The sequence below is a fragment of the Alkalicoccobacillus plakortidis genome (assembly GCF_023703085.1).
GTDB classification, from domain to species: domain Bacteria; phylum Bacillota; class Bacilli; order Bacillales; family Bacillaceae_D; genus Alkalicoccobacillus; species Alkalicoccobacillus plakortidis.
Map to the genome: position 1 here is coordinate 12,601 of NZ_JAMQJY010000002.1, position 18,160 is coordinate 30,760.

At 39.4% G+C, this 18,160-nt stretch carries 14 protein-coding genes, 1 other RNA gene, 3 pseudogenes and 1 other annotated feature; of the genes and pseudogenes, 15 read left to right on the plus strand and 3 right to left on the minus strand.

All coding sequences use genetic code 11. The features are described 5' to 3' along the window. Positions 1–29 precede the first annotated feature (29 nt). The 7 genes from NDM98_RS14395 (at position 30) to aspS (ending at position 8,527) form a co-directional block, all read left to right on the plus strand. The gene (locus NDM98_RS14395; RefSeq protein WP_251609212.1) at positions 30–2,213 is read left to right on the plus strand and encodes a RelA/SpoT family protein; all 2,184 of its coding nucleotides are present in this window, start codon (positions 30–32) and stop codon (positions 2,211–2,213) included. 12 nt (positions 2,214–2,225) lie between these two features. Further along, positions 2,226–2,669 (plus strand): D-aminoacyl-tRNA deacylase, encoded by a 444-nt coding sequence (dtd, locus tag NDM98_RS14400; protein WP_251609214.1) that lies wholly within the window; start codon positions 2,226–2,228, stop codon positions 2,667–2,669. A 396-nt stretch (positions 2,670–3,065) separates the two neighbouring features. Further along, the gene (locus NDM98_RS14405; protein ID WP_251609216.1) at positions 3,066–4,058 is read left to right on the plus strand and encodes a LacI family DNA-binding transcriptional regulator; all 993 of its coding nucleotides are present in this window, start codon (positions 3,066–3,068) and stop codon (positions 4,056–4,058) included. Between the two features lie 71 nt (positions 4,059–4,129). Next, positions 4,130–4,849 (plus strand): ThuA domain-containing protein, encoded by a 720-nt coding sequence (locus NDM98_RS14410; protein WP_251609218.1) that lies wholly within the window; start codon positions 4,130–4,132, stop codon positions 4,847–4,849. A gap of 75 nt (positions 4,850–4,924) precedes the next feature. After that, positions 4,925–5,101, plus strand: coding sequence for a hypothetical protein (locus NDM98_RS14415; protein ID WP_251609221.1), 177 nt, complete (start codon positions 4,925–4,927; stop codon positions 5,099–5,101). Between the two features lie 54 nt (positions 5,102–5,155). Next, positions 5,156–5,395 (plus strand) — a binding site (T-box leader). Positions 5,396–5,453: 58 nt separating this feature from the next. Continuing rightward, positions 5,454–6,740, plus strand: coding sequence for a histidine--tRNA ligase (gene hisS / locus NDM98_RS14420; RefSeq protein ID WP_251609223.1), 1,287 nt, complete (start codon positions 5,454–5,456; stop codon positions 6,738–6,740). Next, positions 6,737–8,527: an aspartate--tRNA ligase gene (gene aspS / locus NDM98_RS14425; RefSeq protein WP_251609226.1), complete on the plus strand. Its 1,791-nt coding sequence runs from the start codon at positions 6,737–6,739 to the stop codon at positions 8,525–8,527. The genes hisS and aspS overlap by 4 nt, the downstream gene beginning before the upstream one ends. Positions 8,528–8,663: 136 nt before the next feature. Here the strand turns inward: aspS and NDM98_RS14430 are convergent, their stop codons facing one another. Then, positions 8,664–8,924 carry a hypothetical protein gene (locus NDM98_RS14430; RefSeq protein ID WP_251609229.1) on the minus strand — a complete coding sequence of 87 codons (261 nt, stop codon included), beginning with the start codon at positions 8,922–8,924 and terminating at the stop codon, positions 8,664–8,666. Positions 8,925–9,128: 204 nt separating this feature from the next. Here NDM98_RS14430 and ssrS point away from each other — a divergent pair. After that, positions 9,129–9,312, plus strand: a non-coding RNA gene (gene ssrS, locus NDM98_RS14435) — 6S RNA. Positions 9,313–9,468: 156 nt separating this feature from the next. Then, positions 9,469–10,233, plus strand: a complete 765-nt coding sequence (locus tag NDM98_RS14440) for a tRNA threonylcarbamoyladenosine dehydratase (RefSeq protein ID WP_251609232.1) — start codon at positions 9,469–9,471, stop codon at positions 10,231–10,233. 54 nt (positions 10,234–10,287) lie between these two features. Here the strand turns inward: NDM98_RS14440 and NDM98_RS14445 are convergent, their stop codons facing one another. After that, positions 10,288–10,917 carry an RsfA family transcriptional regulator gene (locus tag NDM98_RS14445; protein WP_251609235.1) on the minus strand — a complete coding sequence of 210 codons (630 nt, stop codon included), beginning with the start codon at positions 10,915–10,917 and terminating at the stop codon, positions 10,288–10,290. Positions 10,918–11,237: 320 nt separating this feature from the next. Here NDM98_RS14445 and NDM98_RS14450 point away from each other — a divergent pair, with 320 nt between their 5' ends. Next, positions 11,238–11,936, plus strand: a complete 699-nt coding sequence (locus NDM98_RS14450; protein WP_251609237.1) for a cache domain-containing protein — start codon at positions 11,238–11,240, stop codon at positions 11,934–11,936. Positions 11,937–12,027: 91 nt separating this feature from the next. Next, positions 12,028–13,293, plus strand: a complete 1,266-nt coding sequence (locus NDM98_RS24480) for a two-component system sensor histidine kinase NtrB (RefSeq protein ID WP_251609239.1) — start codon at positions 12,028–12,030, stop codon at positions 13,291–13,293. 18 nt (positions 13,294–13,311) lie between these two features. Here the strand turns inward: NDM98_RS24480 and NDM98_RS14460 are convergent. Next, positions 13,312–14,584: pseudogene (locus NDM98_RS14460) on the minus strand (replication-associated recombination protein A). 166 nt (positions 14,585–14,750) lie between these two features. Here NDM98_RS14460 and NDM98_RS14465 point away from each other — a divergent pair. The 4 genes and pseudogenes from NDM98_RS14465 (at position 14,751) to mnmA (ending at position 18,141) form a co-directional block, all read left to right on the plus strand. Then, entirely contained in the window at positions 14,751–15,458 is a 708-nt protein-coding gene (locus NDM98_RS14465; protein WP_251609241.1) for a YczE/YyaS/YitT family protein, read from the plus strand. Beyond that, entirely contained in the window at positions 15,391–15,810 is a 420-nt protein-coding gene (cymR, locus tag NDM98_RS14470) for a cysteine metabolism transcriptional regulator CymR (protein ID WP_251609242.1), read from the plus strand. The genes NDM98_RS14465 and cymR overlap by 68 nt, the downstream gene beginning before the upstream one ends. Positions 15,811–15,847: 37 nt before the next feature. Beyond that, positions 15,848–17,009: pseudogene (locus NDM98_RS14475) on the plus strand (cysteine desulfurase family protein). A gap of 24 nt (positions 17,010–17,033) precedes the next feature. After that, positions 17,034–18,141: pseudogene (mnmA, locus tag NDM98_RS14480) on the plus strand (tRNA 2-thiouridine(34) synthase MnmA). Positions 18,142–18,160: the final 19 nt, after the last annotated feature.

The following is an 18,160-nucleotide window of genomic DNA, read 5'->3' on the forward strand; positions in this document are numbered from 1 at the left end:
AAATATTGTTTCGTGAATAAGGTGATGGAATGACCATAGATCAGGTGATTGAAAAGGCAAGTGAATATTTAGGTGAAGAGGACATAGCCTTTCTCCGGAGAGCCTATGAATATGCCGAGAAGCATCATGGCGGCCAATATAGGAAGTCTGGGGAGCCCTATATTCTTCATCCGATACAAGTAGCTGGAATTATAGTCGGCTTGCAACTGGATCCTAATACGGTAGCGGCGGCTTTTTTACATGATGTTGTAGAAGACACAGACGTAACCATTGAAGATATTACCTCGGAATTTAACGAGGAAGTTGCCATGCTTGTAGACGGAGTAACGAAGCTTAAGAAATTTAAGTACAAGTCTAAGGAAGAGCAGCAAGCAGAAAACCATCGTAAAATGCTTGTTGCAATGGCAAAGGATATTCGTGTCATTTTAATTAAACTTGCAGACCGTCTGCATAATATGCGCACGTTAAAATTTATGCCTCCAGCTAAACAGAGGGTAACCTCAAATGAAACGTTGGAGATTTTTGCGCCTTTAGCTCATCGTTTAGGAATATCTGCAATCAAGTGGGAGCTTGAAGATATCGCGCTCCGTTATCTTGATCCACAGCAGTATTATCGAATCGTAAACTTAATGAAAAAAAAGCGTGCAGAACGTGAGAGCTATTTAGATGAGGTCATTGAACGAATTAATGACCAGCTAAAAGATATGGACGTAACCTGTGAATTGTCTGGACGCCCAAAACATATCTACAGCATATACCGGAAAATGGTGATCCAAAATAAACAGTTTAATGAAATTTATGATTTATTAGCTGTTCGTATTATCGTCAAAAATATTAAGGACTGTTATGCCGTTCTTGGTGTTATTCACACCTGTTGGCGCCCAATGCCAGGACGATTCAAGGATTATATTGCGATGCCTAAGGCCAATATGTACCAATCCTTACACACAACGGTTGTAGGACCATATGGTGATCCACTAGAAGTTCAAATTCGTACGGATGAAATGCACCGAGTGGCTGAATTTGGGGTCGCCGCGCATTGGGCTTATAAAGAAGGTAAAGTCGTTGCAAACCAGACTAATTCATTTGAGGACAAACTGACATGGTTCCGTGATGTCATTGAATCTCAAGTTGATACAAACGATGCACAAGAATTTATGGAATCAATGAAAATGGATTTGTTCTCAGATATGGTTTTTGTCTTCACTCCAAAAGGGGATGTTGTAGAATTACCACGAGGATCCGTTCCGTTAGATTTTGCATACCGAATCCACAGTGAAATTGGCAATCGCTGTATTGGTGCGAAAGTAAACAGTAAGATGGTTCCATTGGATCACGAATTAAAGACCGGGGATATTGTAGAGGTCATGACCTCTAAGCACTCATATGGACCGAGTCAAGATTGGCTTAAGATTACTCAATCATCTCATGCTAAAAATAAAATCAAGCAATGGTTTAAAAAAGAGAAACGAGAAGAGAATGTTCAAAAAGGGCGAGAGATGCTTGAAAAGGAAGTCAGGCTACTTGAGTTTGACCCTAAGGAAGTACTCACCGCTGAAAATATCGCTGAGGCTGCATCTAAGTTTAGTTTTGCCGGTGAAGAAGATATGTTTGCAGCAACCGGATATGGTGGCATAAGTGCCAAACAGATTGTTAACAAGCTTACTGAAAAGGCGCGTAAGAAAAAGGATCAAGAACAAGAAGTGCAAACACTTGATGATGCTCTTTCAGATATGAAGTCTTTTACTCCTAAGAAAAAGACAAACTCTGGAGTGCGTGTAAAAGGAGTAGATAACCTTTTAATTCGAATCTCTCGCTGTTGTACACCTGTTCCTGGCGATGAGATTGTTGGCTTTATTACAAAAGGACGTGGAGTCTCGATTCACCGAGCAGATTGCCCTAATATTGTGTCAGAAGACGATAGCCGTTTTCTTGATGTAGAATGGGAAGGCGCTCAACAAGAGAACAAGGCCTATCAAGTTGATATTGAAATCACAGGTTTTGACCGTAATGGACTTTTAAATGAAGTTCTTCATACGATGACGGAATCTCGCACATCAATTAATGCTGTGACAGGACGATCTGATCCGAAAAACAAGATGGCAACGATTCACATGAGTATCTCCATTCAGAATCTTGCACATCTACAAAAAGTAGTTGAAAAAATTAAACAGCTAAAAGACATTTATTCTGTAAGAAGAATGATGCATTAAGAGGTGGGTTAGGTGCGAGTAGTACTTCAACGCTCAAAAAAAGCAAGTGTCATAATTAATGGAGAGCAAGTAGGAGCCATTTCTCGCGGTCTTGTTCTTCTAGTTGCCATTACACATGAAGATACAGAAACAGAAGTGGACTATATTGTTGAAAAAATTATTAATCTGCGGATCTTTGAGGATGATCAAGGGAAAATGAACCATTCTCTAGTAGATACAGGCGGTTCAATCCTTTCTGTTTCTCAATTCACGTTATATGGAGATACCCGGAAAGGTCGCCGCCCCAGTTTTACTGGAGCAGCAAAACCAGACCTAGCTGAGAAGCTGTATGATTTATTTAATCAAAAACTAGCGGACAAAGGTATTCAAGTTGCAACAGGCCAATTTGGAGCGGATATGGATGTTCAACTGATTAATGACGGACCCGTTACATTAATAGTTGAGAAATCAATCTAAGTTTCACTAGCATAAAAACCGAACCATTATGATGTGTATCTCACACATATGATGGTTTGGTTTTTTTGTTTAATAAAGATAAGAGGGAAAGGCTATAGTTTCTGACATATATATAGCACCCGCCAAGCGGTTAGAGTCTGCGTTAATGCGCTACGCCGGGAGCGGAATGATTACTGATTCTCTTTCTCTCATAAGTAACTTGAAACCAACCGATGAACGATCATCATCTGACAAGTAGGATCATTTGTCTTTATAAGTACTTCGTATCCTCCTTGTCTAAAGCTCTGTCTCATGTTTAAATATCAGAGCGCTTGTAAATAAATATTGATTTTTCCAAATCGACATAATACACTATATATGATAACGCTTTCAATTTAAAGAGGGGGGACGTGCTATTTGCCAACAATAAAAGATGTAGCTAAGCTATCTGGTATATCCAGATCAACTGTGTCCCGAGTTATAAATAACCACCCTTATGTGAATGAAGAAAAGCGGATGCGAGTTAAACAAGCGATGCTGGACCTCGGATATGTGCCTAATTCCTCAGCACAACGGTTGAGAGGCAGTAAGACAAAAACAATCGCAGTATTGATTTCACGCATTGTTAATCCCTTTTTTAGTGGATTAGTTGATGCGATGGATACTGTTGCAACAGAGGCTGGTTATAAACTGATTTTATGTAATACTCGTGGGAGCAAAGAACGAGAATTAAATTACTTGGATTTATTAAAAACAAAACAGGTTGATGGTGTTGTATTTGCTTCAATTGAAAATGATTGGAGTGACATCAAACCATATCTAGCCTATGGTCCAATGGTTTTATGTAATGAATATACAGATCAAACGGATATTCCTTCATTTCGTATTAATCATTTTCAAGCTACTATCGAGGCGGTTACGCACTTTATAAAAGAAGGGCGAACAAAAATCGCTTTTTGTCGTGGTGATGAAACCATTGGTTCAAATCTTGGTGTAGATCGAGAAAAAGGTTTTATTTCAGCATTAACTAGTCATCATTTATCTTTTAATAAGCAATGGTTATTTCGAAATGTCAGCAGTATAGAAGATGGCAGAAATGTGATGAAAAAAATTGAGCGAATGACAGATCGACCTGATGCGATCTTTACCGGAAGTGATGAAGTGGCAACTGGAATTATTGCAGAGGCCAAGATTTCCTCTATAAAGGTGCCGAAACATCTATCAGTCATTGGATTTGATGATCAGCAAATCGCCGGGGTTATAACACCAGGACTAACCACGATCCGTCAGCCAATTAACAAATTGGGCGAGCAAACCATGCAACATATGATTCACATACTTACTAATCGAATAAGCTTTTTAGGACACACAGAAGTGCTGACGACTGAATTTATCGTGCGAGATACGTGAGTTTTGTCACTCAGCACACAAATTATGAGAACGATACCACAAATAAAAATGTAAACGAAGGAGAGATCAAGATGAAAGTTACAGTATGGAATGAAAATCGTCATGAGCAAACAAATAAAAAGGTAAGAGAGGTTTATCCTGAAGGCATTCATGGCACGATCTCAGCTTTTCTAAAAGAGGCAGGTTATGAGACTGAAACAGCTACATTGGAGCAGCCAGAACATGGATTAACAGAAGAAGTATTAAATCAAACCGATGTACTGATATGGTGGGGGCACGTCGCTCATCATGAAGTAACAGATGAGATCGTTTCACGTGTACACCAAAGAGTGTTAGATGGTATGGGATTAATTGTTCTTCATTCGGGGCATTTTTCAAAGATCTTTAAATCATTGATGGGTACAACGTGTGATTTAAAGTGGAGAGAAGCAAATGAAAAAGAAAGGCTTTGGGTTGTAGCACCTGGACATCCAATTACAGAAGGTATTGGAGAATATATTGAGCTTGAAAAAGAAGAAATGTATGGAGAGCATTTTGATATTCCGACGCCTGATGAGCTTTTATTTGTTAGTTGGTTCCAGGGCGGAGAAGTATTCAGAAGTGGTTGTACTTTTAACCGTGGAAAAGGTAAGATCTTTTATTTCCGTCCAGGTCATGAGACCTATCCAACGTATTATAACGAGCAAATCCAACGAGTCATTGTTAATGGAGTGAAATGGGCAGCTCCAGTCGAACGTGAAAAGCCGGTATACGGAAATGCTAAGCCGTTAGAGGAAGTGCCGGGAGAATAAAATAGGGAGCGATGTTTATTCGCACACATATCTGGTCATCCTAATAGACAATTCAACTATTAAGGAGTTAGGAATATGCGTGTGAATAGCAAAGTATCACAAATTTTTGAGGTAACAAATCATGCCTCAATCTCACACTCAGATCAATCTCATACGGAAGAATATATGCAGTTAGCTTGTGTTCATGTTTCTGTGCATGGTTACGGTTCCATTGAAAAAAATCATGCAAAGATCAGAACCGAACGTAATTAAGTAGTTGACAGTCCGACTTTTCATTCGTATGATAGATAGCATTAGTAATTGTATATGAGTCCGATGAAAAGGCAGAGTAATTAAGAGACACAGATATCCAGAGAAGAGTGGCCTTGGCTGTAAGCCCTCCTGTCTGTCTTAATGAACGAACACCTTAGAGGAGCTTTCTGAACGGTACATGGTACTGAGTAGGAAAAGCCGTTTTGCAGACGATACCTGCGTAAAAGCGGAGACACGAAGTTTATTCTGTCTCAACTAGGGTGGTACCACGGGAATTTAACTCTCGTCCCTGATGAATTCGTTCATCAGAGACGGGAGTTTTTTATTTGAGCAAAAGCAGGGGGAGAAGAGAATGAACATACAAATTCCACGCGGAACCCAGGATATTTTGCCTGGGGAAAGTGAGATTTGGCAATTCATTGAGACGAAGGCACAAGATGTTTGTCGTCGCTATAATTTCAGAGAGATTCGCACGCCGATTTTTGAACACACAGAGCTGTTTACAAGAACGGTTGGAGATACAACGGATATTGTCCAAAAAGAGATGTACACATTTAAAGACCGTGGAGATCGTAATTTGACTCTTCGTCCCGAGGGTACAGCATCTGTCGCTCGTGCCTATGTTCAGAATAAATTATTTGGTTCAGCAACTCAGCCGAATAAATTGTATTACTATGGACCAATGTTCCGGTATGAACGCCCTCAATCAGGTAGAATGCGCCAGTTCGTACAGTTTGGTGTAGAGGCAATGGGCAGTGCGGATCCGGCTATTGATGCTGAGGTTCTAGCACTTGTCATGGATATTTACAAAGAAGTAGGGATTACAAATACAAAGCTTGTGTTAAATAGCTTAGGGGATAAAGAAAGTCGCGAGGCACACCGTCAAGCTTTGATTGATCACTTTAAACCAAGCATTCACGAGTTTTGCTCTGACTGCCAAATGCGTTTAGAGAAAAATCCATTACGAATTCTTGACTGTAAAAAAGACCGTGACAATCCATTAATGAAATCGGCTCCTTCCATTTTGGATTATTTAAATGATGAGTCACGTGAATATTTTGAACAAGTAAAGGTGCACCTTGACCGTATTGGTCTTCCATATGTAATTGATCCAACGCTTGTACGTGGATTGGACTATTACTATCACACAGCGTTTGAGGTGATGGCAGAAGGTGAAGGCTTTGGGGCTATCACAACATTATGCGGCGGCGGTCGTTATGATGGTTTGGTAGAAGAAGTGGGCGGACCAAGTACACCAGGCATAGGCTTTGCTTTTAGTATTGAGCGTTTAATTATGGCGCTTAAAGCTGAGAACTTGGTGAAAGAAGCAAGCCCATCCATTGATTGTTATCTTGTCGCGTTAGGTGATGAAGCAAAGGATAAGTCTGTTGAGCTCCTATATCTTTTAAGACAGGCAGGAATCAGTGCGGATAAGGATTATCTAGATAAAAAAATGAAGGGGCAATTTAAAGCCGCTGATCGTTTAAATGCTCGTTTCACAGCTGTACTCGGTGAGAATGAACTTGCTGAAGATCGAATTGAGATTAAAAACATGGCAACAGGCGAGCAAGTTTCACAGCCTTTAGCTGATTTTATTGAGTATATAAAGAAAGAGATTGAAGGAGGTCAAGTAGGATGAGTGGAAGAACGCATCAATGTGGAGAACTACATGCACAACTTGAAGGAGAAAAGGTAGAGTTAAAAGGGTGGGTCCAGCGTCGCCGTGATTTAGGGCAAGTTATTTTCTTGGACGTTCGTGATCGTTCTGGTTTGGTACAGGTTGTCTTTAGTCCAGACATTAACCAAGAAGCATTGGCAATAGCCGAGAAAATCAGAAACGAGTACGTTGTAGCTGTAACTGGAACCGTTGTGAAACGTAACGAAAAAACAATAAATGAAAAATTAGCAACAGGTGAAATTGAAGTACATGTTTCAGAAATTGAAATTTTAAATGCTTCAAAATCATTACCGTTCCAAATTGAAGCAAATACAGATGCATCTGAGGACGTAAGACTAAAATATCGCTATTTAGATCTACGCCGTCCGGATATGCAAGAAGTCTTTAAGCTTCGTCATCAGACAACTAAATTCATTCGTAATTTCCTAGATGATCAGACTTTCTACGAAATTGAAACACCGATGCTGACGAAGAGCACACCTGAAGGAGCACGTGATTATCTTGTACCAAGTCGCGTTCACCATGGCAGCTTCTATGCTTTGCCACAGTCGCCACAGATCTTCAAGCAACTTTTGATGGTGTCTGGTTTTGAACGTTACTATCAAATTGTTCGCTGCTTCCGTGACGAAGACTTACGAGCAGACCGTCAGCCAGAGTTCACTCAGGTGGATATTGAGACATCATTCATGGGAACAGAAGAGCTTCTTCTAATGACAGAGAAGATGATGTCTGGTTTATTAAAGCAAATTCATGGTATCGACATCCCAACTCCATTCAAGCGTATCTCATACGATGATGCGATGAATCGCTTTGGTTCTGATAAGCCAGATACACGTTTTGGCATGGAGCTAATTGACTTAGAGGAAGTTGCAAAAAATTCCGAGTTCAAAGTTTTCCAAAACGCACTGAATTCTGGTGGCATGGTTAAAGGATTGAATCTAAAAGGTGGAGCATCTAAGCTATCTCGTAAAGAAATTGATGCTTTAGGTGAATTTGTTAAACCTTATGGAGCAAAAGGGCTTGCTTGGTTAAAAGTTGAGGAAGATGGACTAAAAGGTCCAATTGCAAAATTCTTTGATGAAACAGCAGCTACTTCTCTTCAAACAGCACTTGATGCCGAAGCTGGAGACTTATTGTTCTTTGGTGCAGACAAAGCAAGTGTTGTTCAGAACAGCCTTGGTGCGTTAAGAATGAAGTTTGGTAAAGAGTTTGATTTAATTGATAAAGATGCATTTAACTTCTTATGGGTTATGAACTTCCCGCTACTTGAATATGACGAAGACGCTCATCGCTTTGTTGCAGCGCATCATCCATTTACAAGTCCTTTAAAAGAAGATCTTCATCTTTTAGAGACTGAACCAGAAAATGTTCGCGCTGAAGCATATGACCTTGTGCTAAATGGTTATGAGCTTGGTGGGGGATCACAACGTATCTACAAACGTGATGTACAGGAAAAAATGTTCAAAGCACTTGGATTCACAGAAGAAGCTGCACGTGAGGAATTTGGTTTCTTGATGGAAGCATTTGAGTATGGTACGCCTCCACATGGTGGAATTGCATTAGGATTGGATCGTATGGTTATGTTGCTAGCAGGTAAAAACAACCTTCGCGACACCATCGCCTTCCCTAAAACAGCAAGCGCAAGTGATTTGCTAACAAATGCACCTTCTCAAGTAAGTGTTGAACAGCTTATCGACTTAAACCTGTCTGTCATCGGGAAAAAACGAACAGAAGAAGTAAAGCTATAAGATGGACTAAAAAGACGCAGGCGACTGCGTCTTTTTTGTGCGCGGAAAAGGAAAGAGAGTGCGCGGGAAACTTGAAATAGGCACAAAAAAAAGCAGGGTGCGAACACACCTTGCTTTCATCTGAATTTCTCACGACCTACATGTTATATTTTGTAGAGGGCATAAGTACTTTAAATTCTTCTATAAGTTTGCTTGGGTCTTGTTTAATGAAATACGTACGGATTCCTCCTGTTGTGTGCAGATAAAGGAAGCCGATTTTATTCTCCTTTTCATCCAAGCGGTAGGAGATGTCGAGAACGTGTTTGATTGGGAAACTTGAGTCTTTAACATCGATACGGTCCTTGTAAAGATATAAATCAAAGGACGTCTCAACTGTGCGTTTTTCGATCCAAGCCAATTTCTTGTTTTACTTCAATACATCGGTGTGTAGCAAGTGGTTCCATAGAGTTTCCTCCATCGCTTTTAGTCTTGTGAATCATCATACCCTATTTGGGAAAAGAACTAAACTAAAGTAAGGTGAAAATGTGTAAATAGACATAATGCGTCGGAGAATTATTGCGCTAGTAAAGCTCTCATGGTATACTGATCACAACATAAAAACATAATCCTGAGATGCTCGTATTCTCTTGTTCTTTTTTGAGCCAACACTTTTTGATAGGGAGCCTGATCGTTGTTTATAGGATTACATGCCTTGAAAGCATTGAGGACGTAAAAGTATAAATACATGGCACCCACCTGCTTCGCAGGTTCAAAAACCATAGACCTACGGCATATTCGGGATTTATGTTTTAAAAAAGAGTACACACGTTTTTCGCCTTTTTAGAGGCGTTTTTTATTTGTCTAAAAATCCGTTTCACTTCTAGATAAGCTCGTGATATAGTTATCCGAGTATTATATATGTTCATGATAGAAAGAGATAGAAATGAAAGGAGAATTTTTTGATGTTGCACCAATTTTCACGCAATGAATTAGCAATTGGTCATGATGGATTGGATCAATTAAAAGGTAGTACAGTTGCCGTACTTGGTATAGGGGGAGTAGGTTCCTTTTCGGCAGAGGCATTGGCTCGTTCAGGAGTGGGGCGTCTGGTATTAGTTGATAAGGATGATGTCGATATTACAAACGTTAATCGTCAAATTCACGCCTTATTATCAACGGTAGGTAGACCTAAAGTTGAGTTAATGCAGGAACGAATTCAAGATATTAATCCTGAGTGTGACGTAATTGCTTTAAAAATGTTTTATACAGAGGAAACGTATGAACAGTTTTTTGCACATGGAATTGATTATGTGATTGATGCAAGTGATACTATTTCCTATAAGGTTCACCTTATGAAGGAATGTATTGCTCGTGACATTCCTATTATCTCGAGTATGGGTGTTGCCAATAAGATGGACCCAACTAAACTAAAGATTGAAGATATATCAAAGACTTCATATGATCCCATCGCTAGAGTTGTGCGTCGTAAGCTACGTGAGTCGAAAATTTATAAGGGTGTTGAGGTTGTATTTTCAGATGAACAACCGATTCGAATCCGAGAAGATATTCGAAAAGAAATTGTGCCAGAAAAAGCAGAGAATGGTCCCATTCGAAAAGCGAAAATGCCACCGTCTTCTAATGCGTTTGTGCCTTCAGTCTGTGGATTAATCATGGCCGGACATGTAATTACCAACTTACTAGATGGCATTCAGATTAATCGAACGTAATTACAAAAAAAGATGTTTACTTCACCTGCTTTGGTGAGAGCAAACATCTTTTTTTTATTTAGCTACTTTTTCTAAATTCCCGTTTTTGTCCATTTTGAAAGCTGCACTAGACATCACTTCTTCATCTTCTAAAATAGCCATACGTCTTGCACGATTCATAATCTGGATGAGTGATTGATAATCTTCTTCAATAATACTGTTGTCTTGTTTGATTTTTTGTAACTCTTGTTGCATTTTGTAGTTTTGTTGTTTTAATTGTTCATTTTCCTCAAAAAGAGAGTGAAGTTCTTCTCTATTATTATGTTGTTTTGCTGATTGAGCATATGATTGAAGAGACCGGATAATGTCGTCTAAACTTTTATCTTCGTAAACAGTGGGTTGACTAGGGCTTGGATACAATAATGAAGCTTGTGCCCATACTGGTTTGTTAGAAGAATAGTAGGTGAAGCCTGCCGATCTTTTTCGTTCTTTTCGTTCTCTTTTAGACTCCTCTATAGAATTTAGGTGCTTTTGACGAACAACAGCATTCCATCTAAATCCACAAGCTGCAGATGTACGATTTAATTTATCTCCAACTTCATCAAAGGCTCTTAACTGAGTGCTTCCATCTTTAATATGTGTAAGTACGGTTTCTGCCAATAAAACATCATCTTCGTGAGACCAGGCATCTTGTCTAATTTTCATGTGTATCATCCTTTCATTCTTCTACATTGATGGATTCTATTGCTTGTTAGGAAATGTGGTACTATTACTTTTTCCAAATCAAACAAGTTGTATACCAGTATCATAGAAAAAAAGTCTAACTGGATGAATGTCACGTACATTGATCGGATTTGTTGGAACGCTTTTGTTTTTGTCGAATAAAGTGTAAACTAAGACAATAGTCATAGTTTTATTCGATTTTAAACCATTTTGGGGTGCCTATGTTTAATACGTTACGGTCAAAACTTATCTTGTTTTTTTCTTGTGTAACATTTCTTCCACTTCTATTAGTAGGAACAATTATGTATCAATATCAAAGAGATGATATATCAACTCAAATGGAAGAAGGCCTTGTAAAGGTTTTGGAGAGTAGAGCTGATGGTCTGGAAGATTTTCTGACAGAAAGAAGATCTAATCTGGAGCATTTAGCAAAAAATCCTTTAATTAGAGACACTGATACCGAGACGTCTGAAATTCGTCAGGAATTAGAGTTGTTTCAAACATCATACCCGTATTTTCTCGATACGCAATTCATGAATAGCCAGGAAGTTGTTTCTTTACATAATCAAGAGCAAATGAATCAAATTGGACTCGAAAGGCCAGATTGGTATATTCAAACGGAGCAAACGGGTGGAGGTTTCACTAATTTATCGAGGGTTTTATATGACGAACCTACATTTGTGATAAGCCAAGCTGTTTATGACGAAAACAATATGTTTATGGGTAGTGTAGCTTCGTTTGTTGATTTAACTGAAATAAGAAGTCAGTTGAATCGTGTAAATAATAATCAATCAGAATATGCTTTTTTGATTAATAGCCAAGGAGATATTATTTCGCATCCTAATCGTAAGTTAGTGTTAAATCATAATTATTTTGAGATGAATGGGTTTGACGAATCATCCTTTACAGCTCTAGTACATTCCAAAGAACTGTACTTTAATCCTACAAATGAGATGATCCAAACGTTCCAAGCAGGTTTCCTCATTAGAAGGGCTGGATAGTGAGTGGTATGTTGCTGTTTCTGTTCCTCAAGATCAACTGTATGCCTCACAAAACCAATTGTTAATAACCTATCTTGTATTATTTAGCTGTGTGTTTGTACTAACATTGTTTGCTGTACTAAAGTTATCAAACTTTATAGTTAAGCCCTTAGAGCAATTAGTTGTCGCAACAGCAACGTTTACCTTTAGTAATAAAATAGACCCAATTACTCAAGGATTCTATCAAGAGGCTGACACGCTAACAAGAGCGTTTAAAATGATGACAACAAAATTACTAAATAGAGAACGGAATCATCAAAAGTCTAGTCTTATCCTTGAAACGACAGATAATGGTGTGTTTGCTTATACAAATAAGGATCAAATCATTACAACGTTTAACACAACCTGTGAACAGTTATTTCAGGAAAAGCGTGAAAATGTGTTAGGTCTCACACTGAAAGTTGCGGCTTTAAAAAATAACCGATTGCGCCGTTTTCTTGAAGCGGCAGAACTTGATACGAATTCAGCTCCTGAGATAGAGAACCGATATGAATTCAGCTGTACGTTCAATACTCAGGTTCATGCATTTTTTATAAGTGTATCAAAACTATCAGGAGATTCAGATTTATCTATTGAGCAGGATGCGTTAATTGTTTTTAATGATGTGACAGAAAAAAAAGAGATGCAGCAGCAGATTGTTCGTTCGGAAAAATCAAAAGTAGTTGGCGAATTGGCTGTTGGATTTGCTCACGAAATCAGAAATCCATTAAGCACTATTAAAGGGTTTTTGCAGTTATTCCAGAAGGAAGAACAAATAGAAAGCAAAAAAGATCAATTTAGGCTAATGGTGAATGAAATTGATCGAGTTAATAACATTATTAAAGATCTGCTTAACATGGCAAGACAAGCGCAAATTCAGCAGGAAAAAACGGATATCAAACAGCTCCTAGATCATACTAGACAAATGTTTTTAGCTGAAACAGATAAAAGAGGGATCGATTTCACTTTTCTCAACGATTCTGAACTGCCAGTGGCTTGGGTAGATTCGGATAAGGTTCAGCAAGTTATGATTAATCTGGTGAAAAATGCAATGGACTCTATGCCGAATGGAGGAGAATTAACGATTCATACCATCGAAAGTAAAACTGAGATGATTGGTATTATCGTTCAGGATTCTGGAGTTGGAATGAGTAGGGAGGTATTAGACCGTATAGGCACGCCATTTTTTACAACAAAATCTGATGGGACGGGTCTTGGTCTCATGACGTGCTTTCGAATAGCTGAGGAAATCAATGGATCATTAACGGTTGAAAGTAAAGAAGGAGAAGGAACCTGTTTTGCTTTTCAAATTCCAATCTATAAAAATCAGCCCGAATAATGTGATCGGGCTGATTTGTTATTTTACTTGCTTAAGTCGAGTGTATAGATCAGCTAGTGTAGATTCAAATTTGCCTGTTCGTTTAGGTGAATAATACTGACGGTCCAAAAGAGGTTTGGGTAGATATTGTTGTTTGACCCAAGCCATTCTCATAATCATGCGGATATTTGTAGGTAAGACCTCGGCCTAGATCTGCGGCTCCTTTATAATGTGCGTCTTTTAAATGCACTGGAACATCGCCAACTCCTCCATTTCGTAAATCAGAAAGAGCTTGATCAATGGCCGAAATAGCGCTGTTTGACTTTGGAGACAGACAAAGTTCAATCACAGCGTTTGCTAGAGGTATCCGTGCTTCAGGAAAGCCGAGACGTTCAGCTGCTTCAATGGCTGAGAGTGTACGCTCACCAGCTTGTGGGCTCGCAAGTCCTATATCTTCATATGAAATGACAAGCAAACGGCGTGCAATGCTGATTAAGTCTCCTGCTTCAATTAATCGTGCTAAATAATGAAGAGCTGCATCAACATCACTGCCCCGTATTGATTTTTGAAAAGCAGAAAGCACATCATAATAAGCATCGCCATCTTTGTCATGCTGGTAGCTCTTTTTTTGAATGCTTTTCTCTGCAATTTGTTTTGTAATATGTTTTTGTGCATCCTTTGGTTTAGGCGTTGAAAGAATGGCAACTTCTAATCCATTTAATGCAGATCGTGCATCGCCGCCACAGGCGAGAGACAAGTGGGTTAAGGCATCATCATCTACTTTTACATCATCCTTACCATAGCCATTAACCGGATCTTCGACAGCCCGGATTAAAGCCTTTTTAATATCTTCTGGTGATAGGGACATCAATTCGAAAATATGACAGCGACTGCGTATGGCGGGATTAATGGCATGATAGGGATTAGAGGTGGTAGCACCGATCATAATAATTAAGCCATTCTCAAGGTGAGGAAGCAGGAAATCCTGTTTGGTTTTGTCTAAGCGATGTACCTCATCCATAATCACAATCATTTGTCCGTGCATTTTTGCTTCAGCAACCAGCACTTCCATATCTTTTTTATTATGCATAACGGCGTTCATTAATTTAAAGGGAAGTCCCATTGTTCCGGCAATTGCTCTTGCAATAGACGTTTTGCCTGTGCCTGGTGGACCATACAGTATCATCGAGCTTAACTGATTGGCGTCAATCATTCTCCTAAGAAGTTCACCTTCGCCTAAAAGCTGCTGTTGCCCAATAACCTCTTCTATGGCTTGAGGCCTGATCCGATAAGCGAGTGGTTGCTTTTTCATCTAACTTCTCTCCTTTGATCGTCTAACAAAAAATTCATGTGATATTACGTCTAGCTTATCATTAAAGAGAAGCAACTTAAACGTTTCTGAATTGACATTGAATCATTACCATGTAAAAGGTGAATCATGATATAATAGCTAGGAATTATAGGGAAGAAGGGATATATTGCAAAATGTAAGTCAAGGACGTAGGTTCCAAACAATCGGCCTTAGATGGCTCTTTTTTCTTGTAGGATTAATGGTGATGTCTTTTGGAATTGCTTTGATGATTCGTGCAGAGTTAGGAATTGCTCCGTGGGAGGTACTGCATGTAGGGTTAATGCAACAAATTGGGTTTACCGTAGGAACGTGGTCAATTTTAACAGGATTAATTGTTCTTGTAGGATCTAGCTTACTTCTAAAGGAGTGGCCTAAACTAGGTGCAGTTATAAATATGATTTTGGTCGGAGTATTTATAGACTTGTTCTTATTTATTCTACCTCAGGTTCACCTTACTTCAGTTAGCTGGATGATGCTTATCGCCAGTATTTTAATAAATGGATATGGGATTGGCTTATATATTGCACCAGGACTTGGAGCAGGCCCCCGTGACAGCTTAATGCTTGCATTAAATAAGCGAACGGGCTGGAGTGTTCAACGTGTACGCATTTTGCTCGAAGTGACTGTATTAACTGTAGGGTGGTTATTAGGTGGCCCAGTATTTTTGGGTACACTATTATATTGTGTAGGGATAGGATACGTAGTTGGTATCACATTACCTCATGGTAGACGATTAGTTCAAACATTAATAGAAAGAGGGATACAACATGAAGATATCAACAAAGGGTCGGTACGGGTTAACGATTATGATGGCACTAGCAAAGAAATCGGGTGAAGGCCCTGTTTCATTAAAGTCTATTGCAAAGGAATACGATCTTTCTGAGCACTATCTTGAGCAACTAATTGCACCACTTCGAAATGCAATCCTGGTTAAAAGTGTGCGCGGTGCATATGGTGGGTACATGTTAGCAAAAGATGCAAAACAAATTACAGTTGGAGATATTATTCGAGTCTTGGAAGGGCCAATTAGTCCGGTTGAAGTACTAGAAGACGAAGAGCCTGCTAAGCGTGATTTGTGGATTAAAATTCGTGACGCTGTTAAGAATGTCTTAGATAATACAACATTGGATGATCTAGCGAATTTTAAAACAGAAGGCGAACAAGAATATTATATGTTCTATATCTAATTGGAACAGTTTCATTTAACAAAAAGTAGGTGATGATTTGGAACGGATTTATTTAGATCATGCAGCGACTTCTCCCATGCACCCCGATGTACTTGAAACGATGATGCCGTATTTAACAGAGGTGTTTGGCAATGCGTCGAGTATTCATCGGACTGGTAGGAGAGCAAGACAAGCATTAGATGAGGCTCGGGCAGTGATTGCAACGGAGCTAAATGTTCTTCCGAGTACAATTCTTTTTACAAGTGGGGGAACAGAAGCGGACAATATCGCCCTACTTGGGTATGCTCAAGCGAACCAGCACAAAGGGCGCCATATTATTACGACCAAGGTGGAGCACCATGCAGTTTTGCATACCTGTCGTCAGCTTGAGAAAGCGGGTTTTGACGTAACCTATCTTCCTGTGGATGAAACAGGATTAATTTCGCTTGAGGATTTTGATGCAGCGTTACGCCAAGATACGATTTTAGTATCAATGATGTATGGAAATAATGAGGTTGGAACGGTGCAACCCATTTCTGAAGTGGGTCAAAGGTTGCGAGAGCATCAGGCTGTTTTACACACAGACGCCGTTCAGGCTGCCGGTAGCTTAGATCTGTCCATTCACCAGTTACATGTTGATTTATTATCAGTTAGTGCTCATAAGCTAAATGGACCCAAAGGAGTTGGGTTTTTATATGTTGGTGAGGACATTCAGGTGATTCCACCATTTTTTGGTGGGGAGCAGGAGCGAAAAAGACGTGCTGGAACAGAGAATATTGCCTGGAATTATTGGTCTAGCAGAGAGCTTCAAATACGCGTGTGCAAATCAGGAAGAAAAACGCGAGCAATATCGTACCTACAAAGAGCATTTTTCTGCTATCCTTAAGCAGGAAGAAATTGAATTTGAGATAAATGGCCATCCTGAATTAACTCTTCCTCATATTTTAAACATTAGTTTTCCTCGAGTTAATGTTGAGTCAATGCTTGTGAATCTTGACCTAGCAGGAATAGAAGTATCTAGTGGGTCCGCATGTACAGCTGGTTCAATTGAGCCATCTCATGTGTTAACAGCGATGTTTGGTGAGAATAATGAACGGGCAAAAACGGCCATTCGTTATAGTTTTGGTTTAGGAAATACAGAATCTGAAATAGAAAGAGCTGCGCTGGAAACGGCAAAAATTGTGAAACGTTATCAAAAGCAGCAGCCTTTTATTGTGTAACAAACAGACAGGAAGGTGAGCAAGATGAGTAAGCGTCCTGAAGATACCCGGGTAGTGGTAGGGATGTCTGGAGGAGTGGATTCGTCTGTCACAGCGCTATTGTTAAAAGAACAAGGCTACGATGTGATTGGCATGTTCATGAAGAACTGGGATGATACAGATGAAACAGGATTCTGTACGGCAACTGAAGATTACAATGATGTGATTCGTGTATGTAATCAGTTAGATATCCCTTATTATGCAGTGAATTTTGAAAAGGAATATTGGGATAAGGTTTTCACTTATTTCCTTGATGAATATAAAGCAGGACGTACACCTAATCCAGACGTCATGTGTAATAAAGAAATTAAATTTAAAGCCTTTTTAAATCATGCCATGACACTTGGGGCTGACTATGTGGCAACTGGCCATTATGCACAAGTGGAGGAAGTTAATGGTGTATTTCAATTAATTCGTGGTGTTGATGATAATAAAGATCAAACCTACTTTTTAAATGCGTTAAGTCAACAACAATTAGAAAAAGTTATGTTTCCAATTGGAGACATGCCAAAGTCTGAAGTAAGAGAACGTGCTCATGCGGCAAATCTTGCAACAGCCTCTAAAAAAGACAGTACCGGTATTTGTTTTATTGGCGAACGAGATTTCAAAGAATTCTTAAGTACCTTTCTACCAAGCTACTCCTGGTGAAATGCGGACCCTTGAAACAGATGAAGTAAAAGGACATCACGATGGTTTGATGTACCATACATTAGGTCAACGTCAAGGGCTTGGCATTGGTGGCGCTGGAGAACCGTGGTTTGTTGTAGGTAAGGACTTAGAACGAAATGTATTGCTAGTTGGTCAAGGTTTTGATCATTATGGCTTGTTTTCAAAAGGACTTGAAGCGATCGGTATGAATTGGATTATGGACGATAGCCCAACGGAGCCATTTGCTTGTACTGCTAAATTCCGTTATCGTCAAACAGATCAAGCTGTTATGGTTTACCCACATGCTGATGGAACAGCTACAATCACATTTGAAGAAGACCAACGAGCCGTTACACCTGGACAAGCCGTTGTTTTATACGATGGAACTCGCTGTCTTGGTGGAGGAACGATTGACGTAGTAAAAACAAATTGGGAAAATGCCTGAGCGGTATTTTCCCTTTTTC